The sequence below is a fragment of the Massilia sp. DJPM01 genome (assembly GCF_030348125.1).
Lineage (GTDB): Bacteria > Pseudomonadota > Gammaproteobacteria > Burkholderiales > Burkholderiaceae_D > Telluria_A > Telluria_A frigida.
This window is the reverse complement of sequence record NZ_JAQOZV010000004.1, coordinates 116,910-132,457: the sequence shown is the minus strand read 5'-3', so window position 1 is coordinate 132,457 and position 15,548 is coordinate 116,910. Positions and strand designations below refer to the sequence as shown.

The following is a 15,548-nucleotide window of genomic DNA, read 5'->3' as shown; positions in this document are numbered from 1 at the left end:
ACAAAAAGGAAACTTAATGACACTGTTGCCTCTTGCCGCACTGATCAGCACCACCCTGTTCGCCAGCACCGCCGCCCACGCCTCGGACTGGCCGGAGAGCTTCTCGACATGCGCCGCCCAGGGCGGCACCTGTGACGACGGCACCAGCAAGCGCCAGGTATCGTACGGCATCAAGAACAAATGGGTGCTCAAGTCGCTCAGCGGCAAAGTTGCCTGCACCACCGCCACGTTCGGCAGCGATCCTTATCCGGGTGTCGACAAGAAATGCGCGCTAGGTCCGCTCGATGGCGGCACCACGCCGCCGACCACGCCGCCAACGACGCCACCGACCACGCCGCCGACGACACCGCCAACCACCCCACCGACCACCCCGCCAGCCGCTAGCGATCCGGTGACGCAGGCAGCTCCGGCAACCGGCTGGGCCAGTTACAGCACCGGCACCCGCGGCGGCGCGGCGGCGCTCCAGAAGGATGTCTTCCTGGTCAGCTCGGCATCGCAACTGCTGTCCGCGCTCAAGACCGGGGGCGGCCGGCCGATGCAGATCAAGATCTACGGCACCATCGACATGGCGGCCGACGGCCCGCTCAAGAGTGTCGCCGAGCAGGGCGTGCGCAGCCTGATTTCGCTGCCATCGAATACCACCCTGATCGGCGCGGGCCCGAATGCGGGCATCGTCAACGGCCGCATCATGATCAAAGGCGTGGACAATGTGATCGTGCGCAACCTGACCATCGCCAACCCATGCGACATCGCGCCAGTGTGGGATCCGAAAGATACCAGCACCGGCAACTGGAACTCGCGTTATGACGGCCTGAACGTCGACAAGTCGACCCACGTCTGGATCGACCACAACACCTTCACCGACGCGCCGCGCACCGACGACCAGTTCCCGAAAGAGAACGGCAAACTCAAGCAATGCCACGATGGCGCGCTCGACATCAAGAATGGCGCCGACTATGTGACCGTGTCGAACAATGTGTTCAAGTTGCACGAGAAAAACACCCTGGTCGGCTCGTCCGACGACACCACGTCCGACGATGGCCATCTGAGCGTGACCTTCCATGGCAATCATTACATGGACATCAGCGGGCGTTCGCCGCGCGTGCGTTTCGGTAAGGTCCACGTGTACAACAATTACTACCAGGGCGACCGCGACGCCAAACTGTACCCGCACCACTACAGCATCGGCGTGGGCTACAAGGCCAAGATCGTCTCGCAGCACAATGCCTTCGACGTCATCGGCGCCAAGGAATGCGGCAATGTGGTCGAGTCCTCGGGTTCCTCCGGCAAAACCGGCGCCATCATCGACAGCGGTTCCCTGCTGAACGGCGCGGCACTGGGCATGGGCGGCGGCAGCTGCAAGTTCAGCAGCGCGATCGGCTGGACCCTGCCGTACACCCCGGCCGTGATCGATGCGTCGACAGTGCGCGAATCGGTACTGCGCAACGCCGGCGCCGGCAAGCTCGTGGTCCGCTAAGACCGGCCAGCAAGCCATCGACGCCGCCGCCGGCCTCCCCCAGCTCCGCCACCAGCACCCGCTCGATCCGGTGGCGGTCCATATCCACCACCTCGAAACGATAGCGTTCCCACACAAAGCGGTCGGACGCGGCGGGCACACGCCCAAGTTGCTCCAGAACAAAACCAGCCAGGGTTTGATATGCCCCGCTCGCTTCGCCGGGCAGCGCCTGTCCGATCCCGAGCACTTCGCGCAGGCGCACGAATGGCGCCATCGCGCGCGACAGCGCCTGCAGCGGCGGCGCGATGAGCGAAGCCACGCATTCCGGATACTGGATTGCGATGCGCTTGGGCACCAACTCACCCTGCAGCATGGAAACCAGGGTAATGCCGGCCACCACCGGCGCCAGCGCCACCTGGCGCGCATGGGGCGCCAGTACCGGCACCGCAGCCAGTTGCGGCGCCAGGCGTGCGGTCAGCGACGCTTCGCCGAAGGCGCCATTGAAGGTCGAAATGACGGTAATGCCGACCTGGACCGTGGAGAGGAAGGCGCCCGGGTCATCGGCCGGCCGCATGGCCGCGCGCGCGCCGCCACGGCCCTCGGCGGCCATTTTTTCGAGCCGCACCCGTTTGGACGACTCCAGCGCCAGCTCGGACATGGCGAACACGCCATTGAGCAGGATCAGAACGAGGATGATCAGCAAATCCATGGCAGCCAGCTGGAAGAATGGAGAATCTACCCACGTTAGCCCTGCCATATCGCCGCAGTTTGAGGCAGGCCAATGTCGCGCGCCCTTCGCCCGGGATAGTAATTCTGATATTTAATGTCGTAATTTCAAAAGCTTGCAAGAATCGGCTCGCATAGAATGGCGCATACTCAACCATCAAGGCAGAGACGACATGACGCACCCTTCCCGCAGTGGCGGCCAGATCCTGGTCGATGCGCTCAATATTCACGGCGTCGACACCGCCTTCGGGGTTCCCGGCGAAAGCTACCTCGACGTGCTCGACGCCCTGCACGATTCCGACATCCGCTTCATCATCAACCGCCAGGAAGGCGGTGCGGCCTTCATGGCCGAAGCCTACGGCAAGCTGACCGGCAAGCCCGGCATCTGCTTCGTCACGCGCGGCCCGGGCGCCACCAATGCCTCGATCGGCGTGCACACGGCCTATCAGGATTCGACCCCGATGATCCTGTTCATCGGCCAGGTCGGCAACGATTTCATCGACCGCGAAGCGTTCCAGGAAATCGACTACCGCCGCATGTACGGCCAGATGGCCAAGTGGGTCACCCAGATCGACCGTGCCGACCGCATTCCCGAATACATCGCGCGCGCCTTCCAGGTCGCCACCAGCGGCCGTCCCGGTCCGGTGGTGCTGGCGCTGCCGGAAGACATGCTGATCGACCTCGCCTCGGTGGCCGACACGCGCCGCTACCAGCCGGTGCAGGCATCGCCCTCGGGCGCCCAGATCGCCACCCTGCGCGAGATGCTTGCCAGCGCTAAAAAACCGCTCGTGCTGCTCGGCGGCGCCAGCTGGAACGCCCAGGCTTGCGCCGACCTGCAACGTTTCGCCGAAGCCAACGCGCTGCCGGTCGGCTGCACCTTCCGCTTCCAGGACTTGCTCGACAACGCCCACCCCAACTATATAGGTGACGTTGGCATCGGGATCAACCCGAAACTGGCGGCGCGCGTGAAAAACGCCGACCTGGTGATCGCCATCGGCCCGCGCCTGGGCGAAATGACCACCGGCGGCTACACCCTGCTCGCTTCCCCGGTGCCGGCCCAGCGCCTGGTGCATTTCCATGCCGATGCCGAGGAACTGGGCAGCGTCTACCAGGCCGACCTGATGATCAACAGCGGCGCCGCGCAAGCCTGCGCCATGCTGGCCGCGATGGAGCCGGTGGACTCGTCCGCCTGGCGCGGTACGGTGGCCGAGGCGAAAGCCGAGCTGGCCGCCTACCAGGAACAGCCGCCGATTTTCAAGGATGGCCAGGCCCCGCTCGACCTGTGGCAAGTGGTGCAGGAATTGATGGCGCAAGTGCCGCGCGATACCATCATCACGAATGGCGCCGGTAATTACGCATCGTGGGCGCACCGCTTTTACCGCTATGGCGGCATGCGTACCCAGCTGGCGCCGACGAATGGCGCGATGGGTTACAGCGTTCCGTCCGGAATCGCGGCAAAGATTGTCGATCCGACACGTACAGTGGTGACCTTTGCCGGCGATGGCGAATTCATGATGAACGGCCAGGAGCTGGCCACGGCGGTGCAATACAAGGCCGGCGTGATTATTATCGTCTTTAATAACGGTATGTTCGGCACCATCCGCATGCACCAGGAGCGCGATTATCCGGGCCGCGTCTCGGGCACCAGCTTGCATAACCCGGACTTTGCGGAACTGGCCGAGGCCTATGGCGCGCATGGCGAGGTGGTCAATGCGACGGCGGAATTCGGCCCGGCGCTGGCACGCGCACTGGCGCACACGCGTGAAAACTCACTGCCGGCGGTGATCGAACTGCGCTATGACGGGAATTTGATTACGCCGAATGCGACGCTGGAAACCATCAGGAAGACAGCGGAGGCGGCAAAGGCCGCCAAGTAACAGGCAGCTCTATCAGCACTGATACCGGTGGTATCGGTGCCGAGCACCAGAAGGAGCGCATGCCAAACAGGCCATGCGCTCCTTTTTGACAATGAGGGCCAGAATGCCTTACTGCGGACTGACCAGCTGCGCTTGCGGCAGCAGTTCAAGACCAAGCTCGGCTGGCATAGGCAGCGGCCGGTCGTAGGCGTTTGGCGCTTCGGTCACTGGCGCCGTGAAGAAACAAGCCACCGTGGCAATGAACGCCAATCCGATGACGTTGCGTATCCACATCGATCCCGCCACATGAATCGTCTCCGGCGAAATCAACAAGCTGAAATTGTCTGGGCTTTTCACACTGCCTCCTGTCATAGTTTTGTAATAATTTATACCCTTTTCCGATAAAAGCATAGCGATTCTTGCGCCGGATTGATGCATATGTGTGCCCATCCATACAGCCTAATTGTTTGCCATACGTTTGAGCCAGCGCATGACACTTCCCAGCAATGGAAGCTTTTCATATAACTCCTCGGCGGCGTCCCAGTAATCGCGATGGATCATGACTGCCCCGCCCGCGTCGAAGCGTATCCGGGTGGCGCCGCGGATGCACTGCGGCGCCCTGGAAAAGCGCTTCATCCGGAATAGAAATTCCCATGTCAGGAAGGCATCGTCACCCTGCAGCACGGTCGACGTCACCACGAAGCGCGGCTGCCCGACCTGTGCAAACATGTGCACGAAAATGCCGATAATCGGTTCAATCCCGCACACCTCGTTGAACGGGTCCTTGAACTGCGCATCGGGCGCGTAAATCTGCATCAGCTGCGCGCGCACCGAGGCGCGCTCGATATTCTCGTAAAAGCGCACCAGCCGTGCCAGTTCGGGCGCCCGGTTCATAATCCCGTCACCTTGTGAATCAGCCAGAAATACAGGCGATACGGCAGCAGCCGCGCCAGCCGCATGCTGTTGGTGAAGCGCTTGGGGAAGTGGATATGGAAGGCGCCGCGCTCGATCCCCTGCACCATCGCATACGCGGCATCGGCGGCGCTCATCAGGGCCGGCATCTTGAAGTCGTTCCCGGCCGTCAGCGGCGTATCGACGAAACCCGGATTGATCTGGTACACGGCGATCCCGCGCGGACGCAAATCGAGGTACAGCGACTCGGAAAGGTTGATCAGCGCCGCCTTGGTCGGCCCGTACGCCAGCGCCTTGGGCAGTCCGCCGTAACCGGCCACCGACGCCACGATGCCGATCCCGCCGGCGCCCTGCTTGATCAGCAGCGGCAGCGCCACGTCGAGGCAGTTGAAGGCACCGCGCAGATTGAGGTCGATCATCCGGTTGGCCGCCGCCAGGTCGATCGCATCGGCGCGCATGTCGTTGTAGCCACCGGCCACGATCAGCACCAGGTCGATGCCGCCCCACGCCGCCACGATGCGCTGGCGGGCCGCGTCCACGCTGGCGTGGTCGAGTACATCGAGCGGCAGCGCCAGCGCGTGCGGCTCGCCGGCCACCGTCTGTTCCAGCCTGTCGGCGCTGCGCGCGGAAAACGCCACCCGCGCGCCCAGGTCGAGCAGCAGGTGCGCGGCCGCCTCCCCGATGCCGGTCGAGGCGCCGATCATCCACACGCGCCGCCCGCGCCACTCGTCGATGCGCGGATTCATTGCGGCGCCGCGCGCTTGGTGAACGAGAGCGTCACGCTGCCCAGGTTCACGCCGAACTTGCTCATCGCCGTGCGGTTCAGCATGACCTTGTCGTCGATCAGGAACATCCAGTCATCCATGTCCATGTTGATGACCTTGCCGTCGACCGGCAGCGCCAGCACATACTGCCAGCGCAGCGCATTGCCCGACACCGTGCCCTGGGCAGTGCCGACGACATCCGCCGCGGTGGCGCTGAAGCGTCCCGGCCCGGTCTTGGTCAACCTCCAGACGCGCTTTTGGCGCGTGCCGTCCGAGTACACGAAGTCTTCATCGAGCACGCCCGTGTCGCCATGCCACTGGCAGCGCATCACCACCACGAAGCGCTTGATGACTTCACCGGAGCGGTCCTGGAACATGCCGTGCGCGTCCAGCGTGCCGTTGAAATACTGCGTGATGTCGAGACCCGGCGCCTGTTTCGCGTACGTCTCGGGCGTGGGCGTGCTGCAGCCGGCTGTGGCCAAAGCCAGCGCCAGGAAAGCGGCCGCGCGGATGGTGGAGAGTTTCATGGTTCAATCCTTGTAGTTAACAGTGACGCAGGGGCGCGCGCCACAACATGGCGGCGGCCAGCAATTTGAGTGCGCACGGCAGAAGCGCGTAAGCCGCCGCCAGCGCGCTGCTACCGCCCCCGGCGCCGGGCACGTAGCCGAGCCACGCCAGCAGCGGCAGGGCGATGCCGGCGGCCAGCGCCAGCGTCATTTGCACGCCCCAGTTCCACACGCCGAAGTAAGCCGCTTCGCGCCCGCCGGCATGCCCGGCCGCGCCGATCACGCCGGCCAGCAGCGCCGGCGGCAAGGCCAGGTCGGCGCCCAGCGCCAGTCCGGACAACAGGCAGATCACGCCAAAGGCGATGCTCGCGCCCGCGCCCAGCCCGAAGGCCCAGACGAAAACGGCGGCCGCCAGCAGCATGCCGGCGGCCCAGGCGCGCGCCTCGCCGAAACGGGCGGCGGCGGCTATCCACAACGGCATCGAGGCTGCCGCCGCGCCAAAGTACAGAATCAGGAACAGGCCGGCCATGTCACCCAGTTGCAGCCGGTCGGCCGCGAAAAACAGGAACAGCGTGGCCGGAATCGCCGATGCGACGCCGTTCACGATCAAGACCGCGAACAGGGCGCGAAACGGCGCTTCGCGAAATGGCGCCGTCATGGCGCGCCAGTCGGGCCGCGCGGCGGATGCCTTGCCGATGGCCGGCCTTGCCGCCCTGGCCAGCAGCAGCGCGCCGCCCAACGCCAGGGCGATGGCGAATGCCACGCTCAGGGCGTCGTAGCCGGCCTTGCCGGTCACCGCCGCCGCCAGCACCACGCCCACCAGGCCGCAGGCTTCACGCACGCCGGTGACGCGCGCGCGCTCGGCCGGGGCCTGGGTCAATGCCGCGCCCCAGCTCTGGTGGGCAATGGTGGCGATGCTGAAACCGACGTAGACCAGCATCAGCGCGCCGAGAAACCAGCCCATCGTCGCCAGGCTGCCCAGCAGCGGCGGGTGGAACAGCGCCACGAAGCCGGCCAGCAGCAGCGGCAGCGACAGCGCCACATAGCGCGCGTACGCGCCCTGCCCGCGTTCGATCCACCAGCCGAGCAGCGGGTCGATGAAAGCGGCGGCCACGCGCGCGGCGAGCAGGACGGCGCCGATCAGCGCCAGCGACAGCCCGGCGCGTCCGGAGTAAAACTGGGGCAGGTAAACATAGATCGGCAGCGCGACCATCGCCAGCGGCAGGCCGAACAAGCCGTACGACAGCAGCATCGGTAGCGACAGGCGGCTCATCGCGCGGCGGCGTCTTTGAGCAGCGCGCTACGCAGCGAGCGCGCACTGGTGGCCGGATCGAGCCAGATGCCAAAAAACGCGCGTGCGAATTCCTGGTCGGGCAGCGACGCCAGCGCCTTGCCATCGACGTAAAAGCGGGCGCCGCCGCCGGGCACGAACACGCCGCTGATATGGGTGCCCTCTTTCACATCGGGGAAGATGGCTTTCATTTTGGCCAGCCACTGGGCGCGCTGGGCCGCGCTGCCGGCGCCGATCTTTTCCATCTGCCCGGCGCTGGCCTCGGCGATCTTGACGCCATCGAGCTTGCGCGCGTAGCGCAGGTCGAGCACGAACGGCAGGTCGGCGCGATAGCCTTTCTCGCTTACCCACAGTTCGGCTTCATAAATCGTCAGCCCGAACCAGGAGTAGGTGCCCTTGCCCGCCAGGCGCGCCTGCGGCAGGTTTTCTTCGATGTGGGCCGGCGCGGCGCCGGCCGTCCCGCAGGCCAGCATCGAGCACAGTGCAAGGGCGGACAAGAATATGCGGCGGCGCATCTCAGGCTTTCGTCAGGGTGAAGTGCATGACGTCGGTGTTCTTTTCGCGGAACGCGGCCTCGCAGTAGCACAGGTAAAACTCCCAGGTGCGGATGAAGCGTTGGTCGAAGCCCTGTGCGCGCACCTCGTCCAGGCGCGCGTGGAACGCCTTGCGCCATTCGACCAGGGTGTCGGCGTAATCGATGCCGAAACGGTGCCGGCCGGTCACCGTGAGGCCATGTTCAAACGCCATGCGCTCGAATACGGAGGGCGATGGCAGCATCCCGCCCGGGAAAATGAATTGCTGGATGAAGTCCGTGCCCTTGCGATAGCGCTCGAACAGTTCGTCGGCGATCACGATGGTCTGGATGCAGGCGCGCCCGCCCGGTTTGAGGTTGCGCGCGATGCACTCGAAATAGCCGGGCCAGTAGCTTTCGCCGACCGCCTCGAACATTTCGATCGAGGCGATCGCATCGTACTGGCCGGCGCTGTCGCGGTAGTCGCACAGGCGCAGGTCGGTTTTCCCACCCAGGCCGGCGTTTTCCAGGCGCGTCTTGGCGTAGGCCAGCTGCTGCTCCGACAAGGTCAGTCCGGTCACGTGCACCTGGCCGTCGCGCGCAGCCAGTTCGGCGAATCCGCCCCAGCCGCAGCCGATTTCCAGCACCTTCTGGCCGGGCGCGACTTCCAGCTGGTGCAGGATGCGCAGGTACTTGGCTTGTTGCGCCTGTTGCAGGTCGCGCCCACTGGCCTGCGTATACAGGGCGCTCGAATACGTCATCGATGGATCGAGCCACAATCGATAGAAGGCGTTGCCGATGTCGTAGTGGGCGTGGATGTTCTTGCGGCTGCCGGCCTTGCTGTTGCGGTTCAGGAGATGCTTGATGCGGTAGGCCAGGCTGCCCCACCAGCTGCCGTAGACCAGCGTGTCGATGGCGTTGCGGTTGCGCGCCAGCAGGGCGATCAGGCCGGTCAGGTTGTTGGTCTGCCAGTCGCCATCGATGTAGGCCTCGGCAAAGCCGATGTCGCCCGAACGCGCGGCGGCGGAAAAGCAGTGCCAGTTGTTCAGCTCCAGGATCACGGGCACCGACTCGTCGCCGAAGTGGCGCTGCGCGCCGTCCGGCGTGATCAGGGTCAGGGCGCCATGTTTCAGGTTCTCGAGCAGCTTGAGAATGAGCTTGGCGGACGATGGCGCCGGCGTGGCGGCGCGCGGGCCGGGCGCGGACGGCGCAAGCGATGGCAGGGATTGGGAGCTCATCGGGTTACCTTATGTTGGGGTGGAGTCGGTTTGGAAAAGAACGGGACGCGCCGCAGCCAGAGGCGCAGCGCCTGGATATGAATGCGCACCACCACGCCGGCCGTCATCAGCGGAAAACCGAAAAAGGCGCGCGCCGCGCTGCTTGCGGTGATCGGCGCGGCGCGGCCGGACAGGCTCGTTTGCAGCAGCGCGCCGTCGGCATCGTCGTAGTCGATGCAGGCCAGGGTGCGGTCCTGCGGCTGGCCATCCTTCAAGCGCCGCACATGGGTGAAGCGGAAGCGGTAGCCGCCCTGCACCTGGCAGAACGGCGACACGTGGAACACCTTGCGCGCATGCAGTTCCTGGCCGTTGGCGATGTCGGCGCCGGTGTCGAGCAAATAATAGTGGCGCTCGCCGAAGGTATTGCGCACGTCGCACACCAGCGCGCGCAGGGCGCCGTCGCGCCGGTGGCAAAACCAGAACGTGACAGGATTGAACACGAAGCCGAGCACGCGCGGCATGGTTTGCAGCCACACCTCGCCATCGGCGTCGAGAATGCCTTCCTGGCGCAGCAGCGTGTCGATCCACTCGACCAGCGCGACCTTGCCATCGCCATGGTCGGCATCGGAAAACGAGAGCAGATTGAAGCGGTTGCGCGAAAACAGGGCGCAGCCGAAGCCCTGCGCGCCCATCGCCCGCAGCGGCAGGCGCACGTAATAGGTGGCGTAGGCGAACGCATTGGCCACCGGGCGCAGGCGCGTGTGGCGCACCTGGCCGAAGCACAGCTGCGCGCGCGCATCGATGGCGGGGTCAGGCCGCCGCATGCTGCGTGCCCTGCATCAGGCCCGTCAGCGCGGCGGCGGCGGCGAGGCCCGACTTGAGGCCATCTTCATGGAAGCCGTAACCTGTCCAGGCGCCCGCGAACCAGGTGTTCTGGTGGCCCTGGAAGCCGGCCAGGCGCGCTTGCGCGGCCACCGCGGCATCGTCGAACACCGGGTGCGCGTAGTCGAACGACGCCAGCACGCGGGCACGGTTCGGCTCATCGATCGGGTTGAGCGAGACGATCACCGGCGTCATGAAGGGCAGCGGCTGCAGCTGGTTGAGCAGATAGTGCACGCACACCTGCGGCGTGGCCGACGCCGTGCTCTGGTAATTCCAGGCCGACCAGGCCTTGCGGCTGCGCGGCAGGCAGCTGGCGTCCGTATGCAGCACGGCGCGGTTGGGCTGGTAGCGCACCGCCGCCAGTACCGAGCGCTCGTCCGCGCGCGCGTCGTGCAATAGCGCCAGCGACTGGTCGCTGTGGCAAGCCATGACGACATGGTCGAACTGCTCGCTTTCACTGGCGGTATCGACGCGCACCGAGCGCGCGCCACCGGCCGGGTTGCGCGTCACACCGGTGACCGGGGAGGCCAGGCGGCGCTGGGGAATCGCGGCCAGCAGTTTTTCCACATAGTTGCGCGAGCCGCCGCGCACGGTGCGCCACTGGGGCCGGTCGCTCACCTGCAGCAAGCCATGGTTGTGGCAGAAGCGAATAAAAGTCGCTACCGGGAAGGCCAGCATCTGGTCCGATGGGCAGGACCAGATGCTGGCCGCCATCGGCAGCAGGTACCAGGAGCGGAACTGGGCGCTGTAGCCATGCTGGTCGAGGAAGTCGCCCAGCGACATGGCCGGCATGCGCTGGGCCACGGCCAGGCTGGTGGCGTGCCGGTTGAAGCGCAGGATGTCGCGCAGCATGCCCAGAAAGCGCGGCCGCAGCAGGTTGCCGCGCTGGGAGAACACGGTGTCGAGGTTGCTGCCAGCCCATTCCAGCATGCGCGCGCCGGGCTCCTGCCCGAGCGGCAGCTTGACCGAAAACGACATGTCGCTGGGCGCCGTGTCCACGCCCAGCTCGGCGAACAGGGCGATCAGGTTCGGATAGGTACGCTCGTTGAACACCAAAAAACCGGTGTCCACGCCATGCGTGATGCCATCGAGGGTGACGTCCACCGTGTTGCTGTGGCCACCGAAGTAAGCACCCGCTTCATACAGGATCACGTCCGCTCCGCCATGGACAAGCCGGTATGCGCACGACAAACCCGACATTCCCGCTCCAATCACCGCTATCTTCATCACCCCACCCGCCTTCCTTGTTTTGTCCAGGACAAACTAATCACCTGACGGATAATCCTTGAAATAATGAAATATGTCAACGGTTTGTCCATGGCAAAATAAACTGCCATTGATGTATACGTAGTGGGTAATAAATTGGACTCAAGAAACATGATCCATTACCAAGCAGGAATATCGAGAGGCGTGGCATCATGTGGCGCCAGTGGCGGCCTGCGAAAGCAAGCTGATACAAAGAGTAGTTTTTTGTTTACTATTTCGACTTACAATCGGGACGATGTCCTGAACAAACGATGAATGCGACAATGAGCCAAGCACAGACCACTGCCGTTTTCAGCAGCATCAGCGACGTGGAACGGGACACCGGTGTCCCCAAGGAAACGTTGCGCGTGTGGGAACGTCGCTATCACTTTCCGCAGCCGCAGCGCGACGCCAACGGCGAGCGCCTGTATCCGCTCGACCAGGTGGCGCGCCTGCGCGTGGTCAAGCGCTTGCTGGACATGGGTTACCGGCCCGGCAAGATCATGCACCTGGACACGGAAGAGCTGAGCAGCATGGCCAGCAAGTCCGGCAGCGGCACCATCGCGGCCGACGCCGACGACCCGCTGCTGCGCCAGTGCCTGGTCATGATCAAGGCGCACCAGATGCATGAATTGCGCCAGAAAATGGCCCAGTCGCTGCTGCAACTGGGCTTGCGCCGCTTCGTGCTGGAACTGGTGGCGCCGCTGACCACCCTGGTGGGCGACACCTGGGCCGCCGGCGGCCTGGCCGTTTTCGAAGAACACCTGTTCGCCGAACTGCTGCAAAGCGTGATGCGCAACGCAATCTTCTCGGCCAACCAGCAGACCGGCCTGATCGACGCCGCCCCGCGCATCCTGCTCACCACCGTGCCCCAGGAACGGCATGGCCTGGGCCTGTTGATGGCCGAAGCGCTATTCGCCCTGGAAGGGGCGCACTGCGTCTCGCTCGGCGTACAGACCCCGCTGGCCGACATCGTCGAAGCGGCGCGGGTGCAGCGCGCCGACATCGTGGCGCTCTCGTTTTCAAGCGTGATGTCGCCGCGCGCGGCGGTCGACAATGTGATGGAGCTGGAAAAACGCCTGGGCGAGAGCGTGCAGGTGTGGGCCGGGGGCAGCTGCGCCGCGCTGGCCCGGCGCCAGCTCGGGCCGAACCGGGTGCTCGACCTGCACGACATCGACGTGGCGCTGGCGCGCTGGCGGGCCCGGAACAGCGCTGTTGGCGCTTAGCGCCACATACTGGCCAGCCCGGCGCAGGAAACCCCGCCCTGCTCTGGTAAAATACGCGGCATCGATTTCGTCGTGCCCGGCGCCGCCGGGCATCAGCATGCTGCGCCCTCCAACACACTCCCATGTTTAGTTTTTTTAAGAAAAAACCGCCCGCTCCCGATCTTCCGCCGCCACCGCAGCCCGCTCCTCCTCCGCCGCTACCGGCCGTGCCCGCGCCAGTCGTGCCGCCCGCGCCGGTCGCCGCGCAGGCGCCTTCCGCACCGTCGTCACGCCGTTACGGCAGCACCTCGACCTTCGTCGCGCCGCCGCCGGCACCCGCCGCAAGCAGCGAACTGATTGCGGAAACCGCCGAGCGCCTCGGCAACGACGCCGACAGCAAAAGTTCCTGGATGGCGCGCCTGAAAGCGGGCTTGTCGAAGACCTCGAACAACCTCAGCCTGCTGTTCGTGGGCGCCCGCATCGACGAAGACCTGTACGAGGAACTCGAAGCGGCCCTGTTGATGTCCGACGCCGGCATGGATGCCACCGACTACCTGCTCACCGAACTGCGGCGCAAGGTAAAAGAAGACAAGCTGCTCGACGCGGCCGCCGTCAAGGCCGCGCTCAAGGTGCTCATGACCGACATGCTGCGCCCGCTCGTCAAGCCGCTCGAACTGGGCCGCCACGAACCGCTGGTGATGATGATCGCGGGTGTCAACGGCGCCGGCAAGACCACCACCATCGGCAAGCTCGCCAAGCACATGCAGAAATACGAGCAATCGGTGCTGCTGGCCGCCGGCGACACCTTCCGCGCCGCCGCGCGCGAGCAATTGATGGTCTGGGGCCAGCGCAACAACGTCACCGTGATCGCCCAGGAATCGGGCGACCCGGCCGCCGTGGCCTTCGACGCCGTGCAGTCCGGCAAGGCGCGCAAGATGAACGTGGTCATGGTCGACACGGCCGGCCGCCTGCCGACCCAGCTGCACCTGATGGAAGAATTGAAAAAAATCAAGCGCGTGATCGGCAAGGGCATGGATGGCGCCCCGCACGAAGTGCTGCTGGTCATCGACGGCAATACCGGCCAGAACGCCCTGGCCCAGGTCAAGGCCTTCGACGATGCCTTGCAGCTGACCGGCCTCGTGATCACCAAGCTGGACGGCACCGCCAAGGGTGGCGTGCTGGCCGCGATTGCCCGTACCCGCCCGATTCCCGTGTATTTCATCGGGGTCGGCGAAAAGATCGAAGACTTGCAACCGTTCAGCGCCGACGAATTCGTCGAGGCGCTGCTGGGATAAGCGCCCATGATCGAATTTCGCTGCGTCTCCAAAACCTACTCGGCCGATGCCACCGCCCTGCGCGAGGTGACCCTGAACATCGCGCGCGGCGAACTGGTCTACCTGGCCGGCCCGTCCGGCGCCGGCAAGTCGACCCTGCTGAAGATGATCGCGGCCATGGAGCGCCCCACCTCGGGCAGCGTACTGGTCAACGAACAGGATATCGGGCGCATGAAAAATGCCAGCCTGCCCTATCTGCGGCGCAATCTCGGCCTGATTTTCCAGCAGCAGCGCCTGCTGACCGACCGCTCGATCCTGGCCAATACCATGCTGCCGCTGCTGGTCACCGGCGCCTCCAAGGCCGAGGCCGAACTGCGGGCCCGCGCCGCGCTGGAAAAAGTCGGGCTGGAGGGGCGCGCGCTGGCCAGGCCGCTCGAATTGTCGGGCGGCGAACAGCAGCGCGTGGCGATTGCCCGCGCCATCGTCAACCGGCCCCAGATCATCCTGGCCGACGAACCCACCGCCAACCTCGACCGCGCCAGTGCCGACAAGGTGCTCGACGCCCTGCGCGCCTTTCATTCGGTGGGCGTGACCTGCCTGATCGCCACCCATGACGAACTGGTGCTGTACGACGCCGCACGCCAGGGCAGCGCGCGCGTGATCCGGCTCGACCATGGCGCCGTGGTGGGAGACGCCACATGAAGCGCTGGTTCCGCCAACACGGTTTCGCCATCGGCTCGGCGCTCGGCCAGCTGGGCAAGTCGCCGCTCAGCTTCCTGTTCAATGTGATCGTGGTCGCCATCGCGCTCACGCTGCCGTTCGCCGGCTTGACCCTGCTCGACAATGTGCGCCCGATGTCCGAGCAGTTGTCGGTCGAGCCGGAAATCAGCGTTTTCACCAGGGCCGAGACCACGCGCGAGCAGGCGCAGGCACTGGAACCGGCGATCCGCGCGATCCTGGCCGATCCCAAGTCGCGCATCGTGTTCGTGCCGCGCGAACAGGCGCTCGACAGCCTGAAAAGCAAGAGCGGCCTGGCCGACGTCCTGGCCACGCTGGGCGAAAATCCCCTGCCGGACGGCTATGTGTTAAAGCTCGACAGCTTCCGCAGCGTGAGCGAAGCGGGCAGCGTCGACGCCATCGCCGCGCGCCTGCGCGCCTTGCCGGGCGTGGACGCGGTGCAGGTCGATTCGGCCTGGGTCAAGCGCCTGGCCGCCCTGCTGCGCGTGCTGCGCCTGATCCTGCTGCTGCTGGCCGTGACCCTCGGCATGGTGGTCATTGCCGTGGTATTCAATACGATCCGCCTGCAGGTGCTGACCCAGCGCGACGAGATCGCCGTGAGCAAACTGATCGGCGCGACCGACGGCTTCATCCACCGTCCCTTCTATTACACCGGCGGCTTGCTGGGCTTGTGCGCCGGCGGCGTGGCGCTGGGCGCGGTGACCTTGTCATTGCAGCCTCTCAATACGGCCATCGGCGAGTTCGCGCGCCTGTACGGTTCATCCTTCCAGCTGGCGCCGCTCAATCCGGTGGCGATGGGCGTGCTGCTGGCCGTCAGCGCCGCGCTCGGCCTGGCCGGCGCGGTACTGTCGGTGCGCAGGCATCTGGCGCGTTTGCGCTAGCCAGGATAGGTCGCCAATGAGTATCTGCCTGGCCTTTCACGCACCTCGCGGCGCAAGCGCCAAGCTCTACTCATGACATATCGG

General features: G+C 65.3%; 16 protein-coding genes. 6 read left to right on the top strand and 10 right to left on the bottom strand.

The window, feature by feature from the left end; translation table 11 throughout:
- The first annotated feature begins 16 nt into the window (after positions 1-16).
- Entirely contained in the window at positions 17-1,477 is a 1,461-nt protein-coding gene (locus PO883_RS04485; RefSeq protein WP_289308661.1) for a polysaccharide lyase family 1 protein, read from the top strand.
- On the opposite strand, the gene PO883_RS04480 is transcribed toward PO883_RS04485, so the two are convergent.
- Complete coding sequence (locus tag PO883_RS04480; protein WP_289308660.1) at positions 1,365-2,165, bottom strand: CNNM domain-containing protein; 801 nt, start codon at positions 2,163-2,165, stop codon at positions 1,365-1,367. The genes PO883_RS04485 and PO883_RS04480 overlap by 113 nt on opposite strands.
- A 190-nt stretch (positions 2,166-2,355) precedes the next feature.
- Between PO883_RS04480 and PO883_RS04475 the strand changes: the two genes are divergently transcribed.
- Entirely contained in the window at positions 2,356-4,059 is a 1,704-nt protein-coding gene (locus PO883_RS04475) for a thiamine pyrophosphate-binding protein (RefSeq protein ID WP_289308659.1), read from the top strand.
- A gap of 108 nt (positions 4,060-4,167) precedes the next feature.
- On the opposite strand, the gene PO883_RS04470 is transcribed toward PO883_RS04475, so the two are convergent.
- The 9 genes from PO883_RS04470 to PO883_RS04430 are packed head-to-tail and all read right to left on the bottom strand — an operon-like array spanning position 4,168 to position 11,348.
- The gene (locus PO883_RS04470; RefSeq protein ID WP_289308658.1) at positions 4,168-4,476 is read right to left on the bottom strand and encodes a hypothetical protein; all 309 of its coding nucleotides are present in this window, start codon (positions 4,474-4,476) and stop codon (positions 4,168-4,170) included.
- 21 nt (positions 4,477-4,497) lie between these two features.
- Entirely contained in the window at positions 4,498-4,932 is a 435-nt protein-coding gene (locus tag PO883_RS04465) for a nuclear transport factor 2 family protein (RefSeq protein WP_289308657.1), read from the bottom strand.
- Positions 4,929-5,696, bottom strand: a complete 768-nt coding sequence (locus PO883_RS04460) for an SDR family NAD(P)-dependent oxidoreductase (RefSeq protein ID WP_289308656.1) — start codon at positions 5,694-5,696, stop codon at positions 4,929-4,931. Before PO883_RS04460 ends, PO883_RS04465 begins: the two co-directional genes overlap by 4 nt.
- The gene (locus tag PO883_RS04455) at positions 5,693-6,241 is read right to left on the bottom strand and encodes a DUF3833 domain-containing protein (RefSeq protein ID WP_289308655.1); all 549 of its coding nucleotides are present in this window, start codon (positions 6,239-6,241) and stop codon (positions 5,693-5,695) included. The genes PO883_RS04460 and PO883_RS04455 overlap by 4 nt, the downstream gene beginning before the upstream one ends.
- A gap of 16 nt (positions 6,242-6,257) precedes the next feature.
- Entirely contained in the window at positions 6,258-7,493 is a 1,236-nt protein-coding gene (locus PO883_RS04450) for an MFS transporter (protein ID WP_289308654.1), read from the bottom strand.
- Positions 7,490-8,026: a chalcone isomerase family protein gene (locus tag PO883_RS04445; RefSeq protein WP_289308653.1), complete on the bottom strand. Its 537-nt coding sequence runs from the start codon at positions 8,024-8,026 to the stop codon at positions 7,490-7,492. Before PO883_RS04445 ends, PO883_RS04450 begins: the two co-directional genes overlap by 4 nt.
- Position 8,027: 1 nt before the next feature.
- The gene (locus tag PO883_RS04440) at positions 8,028-9,260 is read right to left on the bottom strand and encodes a cyclopropane-fatty-acyl-phospholipid synthase family protein (protein WP_289308652.1); all 1,233 of its coding nucleotides are present in this window, start codon (positions 9,258-9,260) and stop codon (positions 8,028-8,030) included.
- The gene (locus tag PO883_RS04435; RefSeq protein ID WP_289308651.1) at positions 9,257-10,063 is read right to left on the bottom strand and encodes a DUF1365 domain-containing protein; all 807 of its coding nucleotides are present in this window, start codon (positions 10,061-10,063) and stop codon (positions 9,257-9,259) included. Before PO883_RS04435 ends, PO883_RS04440 begins: the two co-directional genes overlap by 4 nt.
- On the bottom strand, positions 10,050-11,348 hold the full coding sequence (locus PO883_RS04430) for an NAD(P)/FAD-dependent oxidoreductase (protein ID WP_289308756.1): 1,299 nt from the start codon (positions 11,346-11,348) through the stop codon (positions 10,050-10,052). Before PO883_RS04430 ends, PO883_RS04435 begins: the two co-directional genes overlap by 14 nt.
- 302 nt (positions 11,349-11,650) lie before the next feature.
- Between PO883_RS04430 and PO883_RS04425 the strand changes: the two genes are divergently transcribed.
- From PO883_RS04425 to ftsX, 4 genes are all read left to right on the top strand, one after another.
- Complete coding sequence (locus tag PO883_RS04425) at positions 11,651-12,592, top strand: MerR family transcriptional regulator (protein WP_289308650.1); 942 nt, start codon at positions 11,651-11,653, stop codon at positions 12,590-12,592.
- A 122-nt stretch (positions 12,593-12,714) separates the two neighbouring features.
- Positions 12,715-13,866 carry a signal recognition particle-docking protein FtsY gene (ftsY, locus tag PO883_RS04420; RefSeq protein WP_289308649.1) on the top strand — a complete coding sequence of 384 codons (1,152 nt, stop codon included), beginning with the start codon at positions 12,715-12,717 and terminating at the stop codon, positions 13,864-13,866.
- A 6-nt stretch (positions 13,867-13,872) separates the two neighbouring features.
- Positions 13,873-14,547, top strand: coding sequence for a cell division ATP-binding protein FtsE (locus PO883_RS04415; protein WP_289308648.1), 675 nt, complete (start codon positions 13,873-13,875; stop codon positions 14,545-14,547).
- Positions 14,544-15,464 (top strand): permease-like cell division protein FtsX, encoded by a 921-nt coding sequence (gene ftsX, locus PO883_RS04410; RefSeq protein ID WP_289308647.1) that lies wholly within the window; start codon positions 14,544-14,546, stop codon positions 15,462-15,464. Before PO883_RS04415 ends, ftsX begins: the two co-directional genes overlap by 4 nt.
- Positions 15,465-15,548 lie beyond the last annotated feature (84 nt).

What these genes read in the sequence shown, in the direction of transcription:
- PO883_RS04485 (WP_289308661.1), top strand. Translation starts at nt 17, where the DNA reads ATGACACTGTTGCCTCTTGCCGCACTGATCAGCACCACCCTGTTCGCC.
- PO883_RS04480 (WP_289308660.1), bottom strand. Translation starts at nt 2,165, where the DNA reads ATGGATTTGCTGATCATCCTCGTTCTGATCCTGCTCAATGGCGTGTTC.
- PO883_RS04475 (WP_289308659.1), top strand. Translation starts at nt 2,356, where the DNA reads ATGACGCACCCTTCCCGCAGTGGCGGCCAGATCCTGGTCGATGCGCTC.
- PO883_RS04470 (WP_289308658.1), bottom strand. Translation starts at nt 4,476, where the DNA reads ATGCATCAATCCGGCGCAAGAATCGCTATGCTTTTATCGGAAAAGGGT.
- PO883_RS04465 (WP_289308657.1), bottom strand. Translation starts at nt 4,932, where the DNA reads ATGAACCGGGCGCCCGAACTGGCACGGCTGGTGCGCTTTTACGAGAAT.
- PO883_RS04460 (WP_289308656.1), bottom strand. Translation starts at nt 5,696, where the DNA reads ATGAATCCGCGCATCGACGAGTGGCGCGGGCGGCGCGTGTGGATGATC.
- PO883_RS04455 (WP_289308655.1), bottom strand. Translation starts at nt 6,241, where the DNA reads ATGAAACTCTCCACCATCCGCGCGGCCGCTTTCCTGGCGCTGGCTTTG.
- PO883_RS04450 (WP_289308654.1), bottom strand. Translation starts at nt 7,493, where the DNA reads ATGAGCCGCCTGTCGCTACCGATGCTGCTGTCGTACGGCTTGTTCGGC.
- PO883_RS04445 (WP_289308653.1), bottom strand. Translation starts at nt 8,026, where the DNA reads ATGCGCCGCCGCATATTCTTGTCCGCCCTTGCACTGTGCTCGATGCTG.
- PO883_RS04440 (WP_289308652.1), bottom strand. Translation starts at nt 9,260, where the DNA reads ATGAGCTCCCAATCCCTGCCATCGCTTGCGCCGTCCGCGCCCGGCCCG.
- PO883_RS04435 (WP_289308651.1), bottom strand. Translation starts at nt 10,063, where the DNA reads ATGCGGCGGCCTGACCCCGCCATCGATGCGCGCGCGCAGCTGTGCTTC.
- PO883_RS04430 (WP_289308756.1), bottom strand. Translation starts at nt 11,348, where the DNA reads ATGAAGATAGCGGTGATTGGAGCGGGAATGTCGGGTTTGTCGTGCGCA.
- PO883_RS04425 (WP_289308650.1), top strand. Translation starts at nt 11,651, where the DNA reads ATGAGCCAAGCACAGACCACTGCCGTTTTCAGCAGCATCAGCGACGTG.
- ftsY (WP_289308649.1), top strand. Translation starts at nt 12,715, where the DNA reads ATGTTTAGTTTTTTTAAGAAAAAACCGCCCGCTCCCGATCTTCCGCCG.
- PO883_RS04415 (WP_289308648.1), top strand. Translation starts at nt 13,873, where the DNA reads ATGATCGAATTTCGCTGCGTCTCCAAAACCTACTCGGCCGATGCCACC.
- ftsX (WP_289308647.1), top strand. Translation starts at nt 14,544, where the DNA reads ATGAAGCGCTGGTTCCGCCAACACGGTTTCGCCATCGGCTCGGCGCTC.